This window comes from Pseudanabaena sp. 'Roaring Creek', assembly GCF_001402795.1.
Lineage (GTDB): Bacteria > Cyanobacteriota > Cyanobacteriia > Pseudanabaenales > Pseudanabaenaceae > Pseudanabaena.
The window spans coordinates 1-9972 of record NZ_LIRE01000339.1 but is presented as its reverse complement, the minus strand read 5'-3'; the positions used below and the strand labels follow the sequence as shown (position 1 = coordinate 9972).

The window sequence follows — 9972 nt, the reverse complement described above, 5'->3', positions numbered from 1 at the left end:
TATAGTTGTTTTAAATAACTTGTAGACGGGCTTCGACTTCGCTCAGCCCTCGGTGTAAGCTAGCTGAGCGAAGTCGAAGCTGTAGTTTTTATTTAAATTATCTATAAATGCATGAGCCCGATCTTTCCCAATCTCAATCGCCAAAGGCTTATCTAGTGAAAGATACAGATCTTTTACGCTCCCTAAAAGACCGACAAATGTCTGCCTTAGAGATGTTATATCAGCGTTATGGTGGAGTCGTATATGGAATAGCGCTCAAGGCTTTAAAGACTCCCCAAGATGCCGAAGATTTAGTGCAAGAGATTTTTCTAGCCCTGTGGAATCATCCACCCAATCCCGAGCATTCATATTTTGTTCGGTATTTGGTGACCATGACTCGTACCAGGGTGATCGACAAATCGAACGATTGCTGATCGAATATCCTGAAGTTACCAGCAATTTAAACGAGCTTCAAATAGTAAACGATCGCTTAATCTTAGGTCTAAATGAGGTCGATCCACCTCCTTACCTATGGTCGAATATTCGCGATTCCGCATATAAATCATTGCGGCAAAACTTATTGGCTGAGAAGCACGTTCGTAGGTTTCCTTGGAAACCTATTTTGGCAGGGGCGATAGGGTTATTAGTTTTAGGATTGGGACTAGATAATTATCAATTGCGGCAAGCCCTAAAAGCATCTAGCGAGATCGAAGCGCTGTTACAACAACCGAAAACTCGTCTTTTTGCCCTAAAACAGGTCAATAATGACAAATCTTTAGGTAGTTTTGTGGTTAATTTAGATCGGCAAGTAGGAATTCTGACCATTCCTCATCTTCCCAATCCACCTGATGGTCATACCTATCGATTATGGGCGATCGTCGATAATGACAAGCTCCCGTGCGGACAGCTAAACATTACTTCCCAAGGAAAAATCGCCCAACAGTTTGCCATGCCAGTAGATCTTTACGACAATGGAATATCCGCTGTTTTGGTTACGTTAGAATCTTCTTCCTTAAGCCGTTATCCGAAGGGAACGGTAGTCATGCAGAGTGAACTATAGCCCAAAGATTAGTGGCGGCGTAAAGCACCACCACTAATCTTTGGAGTTCTATGTCCTAAGCAAAACTTGCATCGCCCTATAAGAGAATATAGCAGTAGCCAGTTATGTTAGGACAAAAACAAAACCCAGAAGAGTGTTGCGGCGCGAAGCGCCGCAACACTCTTCTGGGTTTTATGTCTTAACTTATTTGGCTATAGCTATATTTGTTAAGTTCCTCAACTACAGCGCTTTGCAATACTTTTAAAAATTTCTCGTGCTTCGTCTGATCGGAAATTGCTGTAAATATTCATTTTCTGGGGATTGATTTTGAGGATTGATTTTGAGGATTGATTTTGGGGATTGATTTTGGGGATTGATTTTGGGAAATTGGTTACTCAATTCGATCCGTAGGAACTTCTATAATTTAGCGTAATATAAAGCTTGCAGCCGTTTAATCCCAATTATGAATCCCAGTCACTCTGCAGATCTAGATTGCCAAATTTCAGGAAAACCCATACTTGAAGCCAGAAATATTGTGGCGGGATATGTGGATGGCGTAGATATTTTGCAAGGGGCAAATTTATCAGTCTATGAAGGCGAACTCGTTACGGTAATCGGCTCCAACGGGGCAGGGAAATCGACCTTAGCCAAAACCATATTTGGTCTAGTGCCAGTGCGATCGGGGGAAATATTATTTGGCGATCGCCCGCTGATTGGGCTTAAACCCGAACAAATCGTGCGCTATGGGATTAGCTATGTTCCGCAAATTGCCAATGTTTTTCCATCCCTGAGCATCTCCGACAATTTAGATATGGGGGCTTATACGCGCAATGGCAATATTAAGGAGCTAAAAGATAAAATCTACGAGACTTTTCCCGTACTAGCGAAACGCCGCAACCAAAGAGCAGGAACCCTTTCAGGGGGGGAACGACAAATGCTCGCGATGGGTAGAGCCATGATGCTAGAGCCCAAACTATTGATCCTAGATGAACCTTCAGCTGCCCTATCTCCGATTTTGGTACAGGATATTTTTAATTTAATTCAAACTATTAATCAGTCGGGCACATCGATTATTTTAGTAGAACAAAACGCCCGCAAGGCTCTAGCGATCGCCGATCGCGGCTATGTTATGCATTTGGGTAAGGATGAATTTACAGGCAAAGGCACGGATTTATTGAACGATCCTGAAGTTGCTGAGTTGTATTTAGGTATGGGAAATTTTGGCAAACTACCGCCCAGCTAAGGCTCAAAATAAAGATTAGTGGCGGCGCGAAGCGCCGCCACTAATCTTTATTTTGAGCAAAACTTACGTTGCTATACATAGCGATCGCCATGCTTATCGATAGAATATTGGTAGTTCTTATTTCATAGTGCTTAAATTCAAGGCTTTTTATTTAGAGGGATTCAATGGCAGGGACTGAGGTAAAGCTTTCGTTTGAGGAATTGACCAAAGCACAGACATATTTGCAGCAATTGGGTCTATACGATGGTGAAATTGATGGCACCTATGGCAAGTTGTCCGAGGCAGCCTTTGTGCAGTTTGCCAATGCCCTGAGCATCGATACGATTTTGGATGCCAATTCGCAAGCGATTACCAATAACCTCCTCCAGATGCCTGCGGTAGTCAGATATTTACTTGAAATCATGGGTAATGGCGATCGCCTCTGGCAAAAGTTTATCAACTCCCAAAATATTTGTGTCAACATGGGGCAGGTAGACTCAAATTTATTAGGATTTCTCGATCGTGGGGTGAACGGCTGTGTAGCTGGCTCGAAGAGAAGCTTGCCAAATCGCAACTTTGCCCCATCGCCGCTACTCAAAGATATCGCGCTTTATCCCGATCGCCTTGCGAGTTTACCCGATGGCGTAAATGTGATTTCCTACGGTGAAGTCGCCATGCTGGCAAAGTCGCAGGTGCGTGTTCGTTTTCGCCCCTATCCCGCACTCGGTGAAGTTCCCAACATTGAAAATCTTGGTTTAGAGTTTCTCCATAGCAGCATTCAGCAAGCCTGCATTTGTATCGGTAGTGTCGTTAACGGACAAATGTTAGCGCGCTGGATTGGACTAAATCCCCTAGCGAATGTTCAGTTTTGGAGTTCCACCAAAATCTTGCCTTTGCTCTATACCCTTTGCGCGGCTAATCAAGCCCAGCCCAATCAAGCGATCGCTAACTGTGCGATCGCTGATGTACAGGGAAAAATCACCCCGCGTACCTACGCAGAACTAGCCCAGCGCATTTGTAATTACGATGAGTCCAATGGCATTACCTCCAATGCCTTAGCGGCAATGTTTAAGCAGTTTACGAATCCGATCACCTTACAAAATTGGCTGATCCAAATTACTGGAAACCAAAAACTCTCATTTCAAGGACGTTATGGCGAAGTCCCCTATATCGAGCAACCCACTCTACGTGATACTTCAGGGCAGACGGTGCTGAGTGGAGTCAAAGATCCCCATCGCGGAGACAACTTGATATCTGCCTATGACTTGACCCGTATCGTTTCCCAGATCGCTTGGCATCGACATATTCCGCCAACCAATCGATTACCTGCGGCGCAATGGCATAGCTTGAGTACCCTGATTAATGCCATGGGGCAGGATACGGCAAGATATGTCGATGCGGCGATCGCCGCCCTAGGATTGACCTATTTCATCGGTGAACCTGTCGTGTTCTCAAAAATGGGATTTGGCTATAGCGATCAACGTAGACAAACGGAACTTACCTATACCGCCAGTATCCAGTTTGTCGATCGTCTTGCTCAGTCCCACGATCTACCTTTGCCAAAACTCCGTTCGGTGAATATGACTTTACGGGCTGTCCTCGATCTTCAAGATCCCGTGCGCGAGTCGTTAGAAATTGATGCGAGAATGGCTACTACAGTGGCGGAGATTTTACGTAGGATTGTCACTGAAGAGCTAATCTAGAAAATTATTAGGCGATCGCGATCTTCGAGTTCGAGCGATTTATTCAAACACACAATGCAAACACAACGCGCTTTATCTGCTGTAGGTCTATGGTGGCGGTGGGTACTTACTACCTTAGTAGGTACTCTCATGGGCAGTATGTTTGGAATCGCTGCTTGTTTGGCGGGTGTGCATTTTTTAAGCGCTCATCTCATACAGAGGGGTATTTGTCATACAGGTTTTGGTAGTCTCAACTGTTCTGTATCCACAGGTATCGTATCTGGTGCAATTGTTGAAAGTACCTTTGTAGGATTAATGCAATATGTTGTTTTGCGGCGTTTTCTTAAATCTCCCGCTTGGTGGATTTTGGCGAGTACCTTTAGTTGGACTTGGATTGCTTTCGCCGCAACGAGCTTAGCCTATACAGCCCAATTTGGTTTTGCGATCAGTGCTAATGGAGGCTTTGTCGAAAGTAATATCTTCGATCGCATTCCGATATTGGCGGCTAATTCCCTGTGGGTGGTGTTAGCAGGACTCCTTCTCGGAATATTGCAATGGCTCGTACTGTGGAACGGTCGGTTTCGTGGCCCATCCCACATTCAGTTTCTAAAGAGTCGATCGTTACTATGGATCGTGGTGAACTTCGTTTTGATCGCATTTCTACCGATCGCGATTATCCCAATTTTTCGGGGTCAAGGCACTTTGTATGGGATTTGGTTATTCTTTCTTGGCTTCTCTCCTCTCTATGCCACGATTACCGCAGCCACCCTTGTAAAAATGCAACTCCATAAATTAAATAAACTAGATGTAAGCCTTCCCCTATCAACAAATAATGAAATAAGTAGCTAGGCACAATTAAATATAAAGCCCAAAGCCTGTAGCGTACGCGCAGCGTGCGCTACAGGCTTTAATTCTGGGTTTAGTTTTGAATTCAAAAATGTTAGGACAAACATCAAGCCCAATAGAGAGTTGCGGCGCTTCGCGCCGCAACTCTCTATTGGGCTTGATGTCCTGACTTAAGTTGCTATAGCTATAGAATAGATAGAATAGATGGAATTAGACCAATCCATAATGATGAAGATTTCTAATTAGAGAATTAATGTCAAATTTACCACCTGAAATTAGTAACCTGCGATCGCGACTTACCGAAACTGCTTCGATATCACTGGTCGATAAAATCCAGTTTTGCCTAGTATCAAGCTCATTTACCAGTGAAATAATTTTAACTAGTTATGTTTGTGCGGATCGAGTCAAAAATGCTCAAGCTAGTCCCGATCGAGAGCCGCCAATTTTACTTTTGCACGGGTTTGATAGCTCTCTCCTTGAATTTCGCAGACTGCTCCCCAAGCTTGCCCATAGCCATCAAACTTGGGCGATGGATTTATTTGGGTTTGGTTTAACAGAACGTCTTGCCGATACTCAAGTTAGCCCTGAAGCGATCAAAGATCATCTCTATTATTTTTGGAAAACCATGATCGCGCAACCGATCGTTCTCGTGGGGGCATCGATGGGAGGAGCCGCAGCAATTGACTTCACCCTGACCTATCCTGAAGTTGTGAAGAAATTGATTCTCATTGGTAGTGCGGGAATGCGTAAAGGTTCGCTGGCAGGTAAATTTCTAGTGCCACCATTGGATCGGATGGCAACGGATTTTCTGCGCAGTCCCAAAGTCCGCCGTGAAGTAAGCCTCAAGGCCTATGTCGATTCTAGTTTGGTCACCACCGATGCGGAAGTTTGTGCATCCTTACACCTCGCCATGCCTCGATGGAGCGAATCGCTGATCTCCTTTACCAAAAGTGGTGGCTACGGTTCCTTTGCCGATCAGCTACGTTTCTTAAAACAGGAAACTCTCATTCTCTGGGGCGATCGCGATCGCATTCTCGGTACAAAAGATGCCGCAAAATTCCAATCAACCATTCCCCACAATAAACTCGTTTGGATCGATCGCAGCGGACATGTTCCCCATCTCGAACGTCCTGAAATTACTGCCCAAGAAATTCTTCAGTTTATCGCATCTGACTCCATGAATTATCCACATTAACTCTATGAATATCGTGGCGATCGTCCTCGCGGGTGGGAAAAGTTCGAGGATGGGGAGAGATAAAGCTCTATTGGAAGTTGATGGCGAAACTCTCTTGTTAAGAACCTGTCGCATCGCTTTACAGGTAGCCCACTCAAGTTATGTCGTGGCGAGGAGTCAGGAGCAATACCAAAAAGCGATCGCCACAGATTTGCCCCAATTATCAGTGGTACTAGATCGCCAATTTGACGGAGCCCTAGTTGGCTTTTGGCAAGGGACAGAAGCGATCGCCGTTCCTGTGGATTGGTATTTATTGCTTGCCTGCGATCTGCCGCGACTTCAGGGGGATATTCTCCAGAACTGGGCGAATCAATTAGAACATTTACCCCCCAATGCGATCGCCTATCTACCTCGCTATGCCGATGAGAATGGTTGCAAACAATGGGAACCCCTATGTGGCTTCTATCGGCGGAAAAGCCAAGATTCGCTCAGACAGTTTATCGCCGCAGGTGGGCGATCGTTTCAAAAATGGTTGAGCGATCGAGAAGTAATCGAGATCGCCAGTCCACCCGTATCGATGTTATTTAACTGCAATAGTCCCAAGGATTTTTATTCCCTATAGCAGCAATATCGATAAGTGGCGGCGCTTCGCGCCGCCACTTATCTTTTAGGTAATGACCGTGGGGCGATCGCGTCCAGTTAAGTTCTTGATCTGGGCAATTTGATCGGCGATCTCAATTAACTCCTTCAGCGCTTCTTGAGTATCGAGGGAATGTTTAGCAATATTTGGTTCGTAGCTCTCGACATAGAGGCGAAGAGTTGCGCCTTGAGTCCCCGTCCCCGATAGACGAAATACAATGCGAGAACCATCGGTAAACCCGATCCGAATTCCCTGCTTACTGCTGATACTGCCATCGACGGGATCGGTATAGCTGAAGTCATCGCAGAAAGCGACTTCATAATTACCAAATTTTTGGCTGGGTAAATCGGTAAACTGGTGGCGGAGATTGTCAATCAGGGTATTAGCGCGATCGCTATCGACCCCCTCATAATCATGGCGAGAATAGAAGTTCCGTCCATAGAGTTGCCAATGTTCCTTAACGATCGCTTCTACAGATTGCTGGCGGGCTGCCAACACATTTAACCAAAAGAGCACCGCCCAAAGTCCGTCCTTTTCGCGTACGTGATTGGAACCAGTACCGAAGCTTTCCTCTCCGCAAAGGGTTGCTTTACCCGCATCTAGTAAGTTCCCAAAAAATTTCCAGCCCGTGGGTGTTTCGTAGCATTCGATGCCTAAACGTGCGGCGACTCGATCGGGCGCTTGACTGGTGGGCATCGAACGGGCAATGCCTGCCAAACCGCCTTTATACGCGGGAACATGATGGGCATTGGCGGCGAGGATCGCCAAGCTATCGCTAGGAGTGACAAAAAATTTACTTCCGAGAATCATATTGCGATCGCCATCGCCATCGGAAGCCGCACCAAAATCAGGAGCATCTTCGCCATAGAGAACTTCGACTAAATCATGGGCATAGACGAGGTTGGGGTCGGGATGTCCATCACCAAAGTCTTCAAGGGGAATGCAACTTTGTAAAGAACTAGCGGGAGCACCTAAGCGATTGACGAGAATTTCTTGCGCATAGGGACCAGTGACCGCGTGCATTCCATCAAAGCAAATGCGGAATGTGGGGGAGGCGAGTAATAACTTAATGCGATCGAAATCAAATAGCTCGCCCATGAGTTCGGCATAATCAGCAACGGAATCGATAACGGCGATCGTGGTGCTACCGAGTTGGGTTTCACCGATGCGATCCAGATCGAGATCGTCAGCTTCTAAAATTTTGTACTCAGCAATGGTTTTGCTGATGTTGTAAATGGCATCGGTGATTTTCTCAGGAGCGGGTCCCCCGTTGCCAGTGTTGTACTTAATGCCAAAATCACCGTCTTTACCTGCGGGATTATGGCTTGCGGAGAGAATGATGCCACCAAAAGCACCGTATTTACGGATCACACAGGAGGCAGCAGGTGTCGATAAAATACCACCACGTCCGACGAGAATCTTGCCAAAACCATTAGCTGCTGCCATTTTAAGGATTACTTGGATCGCATGGCGGTTGTAATAGCGTCCATCGCCGCCAACTACAAGAGTTTGTCCTTGAAATCCTTCTAGGCTATCAAATATTGATTGAACGAAATTTTCGAGATAATTAGCTGTTTGAAAAACGGTAACTTTTTTTCTGAGTCCAGAAGTACCGGGCTTCTGATCGGAAAATGGAGAGGTGGAAACGACTTTTATGCTCATTAAACTTACAAGCTACAAATTATCTAAAAATTATCTAAAAACACTGAAGATGCCCATACCTTTAGGCTTGCTTTAATTTTACGGGGCATTGGTTAGCATTGATGTTAGTTTTTAGATCTTATCCTTGGCTCCGATAATAATGCGATTGCCCTGCAAGATATTATTGATTTGCTGTAGAACCGCAAAATCCTCTTCAGGCAAGCTCGCAGAAACTGCATATTGGGGATTCTTTTCCAAAAAGCTAAAGGCTTGGCGAAACTCGCTTGGCGTAGCGGCGATCGCGTTATCAAAATGACAGGGAACAATCCTGACAAAATTCCAGCTAGCCACCTTATCAGCCCAGTTAATTACGGCTTGGGGATCGCGATTGAGAATGAGGGTTTGCAAAATCGGGGCAACAAAAATACGTCCATTCCCGCGCAGCTTCTCAAAAGCTTGCCGCCAATTTTCTCGCCATCGAAAAGGAAACAGTCCAAACAAAGCTTGTCGCGATCGCTCTGGCGCTTTGGTAATATCCAGCAATGATTGCCAAAAGGATACCGTTTCTAACACCTGCGGACGGAAATAGAATAGGAATAGAGCCGTACGTTGCCACCCCCGCATCCGATTGATAGGCGTATCGGCAATGGACTCAGCCGCACTATCTCGCGCATGGAATAGCAATGGATAGGGATCGAGTTGGAGGATTTCGGGAGGCTGGTCGGGGATGGATACAATTGTGTCGGTTACCATCAAAGTCTGCGATCGCTTATCAAACAAAGCAACCTCCGCAAATTTCCCTAATCCCAAATTAATCGAACCGAGGACTGCATAATCAAATTGCTTGGCAAAGGGACTCTGCGTAATATCTTCTGGCAAAATTGAGGTGCGTTTCCTAGGCAACCCCAGCCAACTCAAGGGTAAATTCAGCGGAAAACTCCATTGATGCGGTGATACGTAAACCTGAGCCTGAGGGAAATAGCGAGCAAAGGGACCAACAAAAACCTTATGCTCGATTCCTGAAACCGTTGGCAAAATGATGTATTTGACATCGCCATGCTCGTTCACCAGCTCGTTAACGAGGCGAATGCATTCGGGTGTTGGGGCAACGGGTGCATATACTAATAATCCTCCCGTTTCTAGCTTTACCACCGTCATGCGAATCGGCACGACTACATAAAAAATCCCCTGTATCTGATCGAAGGTCCAGATCGAATCTTTGACTATTTCTTGGCGAAGAGTACGCCTTCTTCCGTAGGGATACAGCGGCACGACCTGCCAAAATTTCCACGACCAGTCCTTACTGTTGGGAATATTCTCAGATTCGCTATGTATTTCTTTGGCAGTCATCAAACTCTTGCTCAGTCATAACTTCTAACGTAAATATCATAATGCGATCGCCAACACCAATCAAATTTTCGTTAAATTATTGCGCCTCTCCGATGTCAAGATTGATGCTTTTCATTGATGCTTTTCTGTAGCAATGCAAGTGCTGCTTAAGACATAAAATCCAAGATATGAATAGCGGCGCTATTCATATCTTGGATTTTTAGTAGCAAATATCTATCGTTCTTTTTCATAATAAGTAGCTAGGCATAAGTAAACTTAAAACCCAGAAGAGCATACCGCCCGCTGCGCGGGCGGTATGCTCTCTGGTTTTGGTTTTTAATTATGCCTAGCTACTTATTAGAAAAGCAATGGAGATATAGCAATCCTAAATGAGTTGTAAGAGGCTTCGACTTTAGCAAC

9 protein-coding genes are annotated in these 9972 nt (G+C 45.4%); 7 read left to right on the top strand and 2 right to left on the bottom strand.

Features of this window, described 5'->3' with window-relative positions; translation table 11 throughout:
* Window positions 1–107: 107 nt before the first annotated feature.
* The 7 genes from AC805_RS11520 to AC805_RS11490 all read left to right on the top strand — a co-directional run bounded on the left by AC805_RS11520 (window position 108) and on the right by AC805_RS11490 (window position 6564).
* On the top strand, window positions 108–413 hold the full coding sequence (locus AC805_RS11520) for a sigma-70 family RNA polymerase sigma factor (protein ID WP_055075575.1): 306 nt from the start codon (window positions 108–110) through the stop codon (window positions 411–413).
* On the top strand, window positions 407–1039 hold the full coding sequence (locus AC805_RS11515) for an anti-sigma factor (RefSeq protein WP_055075574.1): 633 nt from the start codon (window positions 407–409) through the stop codon (window positions 1037–1039). The genes AC805_RS11520 and AC805_RS11515 overlap by 7 nt, the downstream gene beginning before the upstream one ends.
* A gap of 442 nt (window positions 1040–1481) precedes the next feature.
* Window positions 1482–2261 carry an ABC transporter ATP-binding protein gene (locus AC805_RS11510; RefSeq protein ID WP_055075573.1) on the top strand — a complete coding sequence of 260 codons (780 nt, stop codon included), beginning with the start codon at window positions 1482–1484 and terminating at the stop codon, window positions 2259–2261.
* Between the two features lie 164 nt (window positions 2262–2425).
* The gene (locus AC805_RS11505) at window positions 2426–3943 is read left to right on the top strand and encodes a peptidoglycan-binding domain-containing protein (protein ID WP_055075572.1); all 1518 of its coding nucleotides are present in this window, start codon (window positions 2426–2428) and stop codon (window positions 3941–3943) included.
* Window positions 3944–3997: 54 nt separating this feature from the next.
* On the top strand, window positions 3998–4771 hold the full coding sequence (locus AC805_RS11500) for a hypothetical protein (RefSeq protein ID WP_055075571.1): 774 nt from the start codon (window positions 3998–4000) through the stop codon (window positions 4769–4771).
* A gap of 250 nt (window positions 4772–5021) precedes the next feature.
* A complete protein-coding gene (locus AC805_RS11495; protein ID WP_055075570.1) occupies window positions 5022–5963 on the top strand; it encodes an alpha/beta fold hydrolase in 942 nt (313 codons plus the stop codon).
* Between the two features lie 4 nt (window positions 5964–5967).
* Complete coding sequence (locus AC805_RS11490; protein WP_055075569.1) at window positions 5968–6564, top strand: molybdenum cofactor guanylyltransferase; 597 nt, start codon at window positions 5968–5970, stop codon at window positions 6562–6564.
* Window positions 6565–6609: 45 nt separating this feature from the next.
* On the opposite strand, the gene AC805_RS11485 is transcribed toward AC805_RS11490, so the two are convergent.
* Both AC805_RS11485 and AC805_RS11480 read right to left on the bottom strand, forming a co-directional pair.
* Window positions 6610–8244: an alpha-D-glucose phosphate-specific phosphoglucomutase gene (locus AC805_RS11485; RefSeq protein WP_055075568.1), complete on the bottom strand. Its 1635-nt coding sequence runs from the start codon at window positions 8242–8244 to the stop codon at window positions 6610–6612.
* A 111-nt stretch (window positions 8245–8355) separates the two neighbouring features.
* Window positions 8356–9573, bottom strand: coding sequence for a DUF4336 domain-containing protein (locus tag AC805_RS11480; RefSeq protein ID WP_055075567.1), 1218 nt, complete (start codon window positions 9571–9573; stop codon window positions 8356–8358).
* Window positions 9574–9972: the final 399 nt, after the last annotated feature.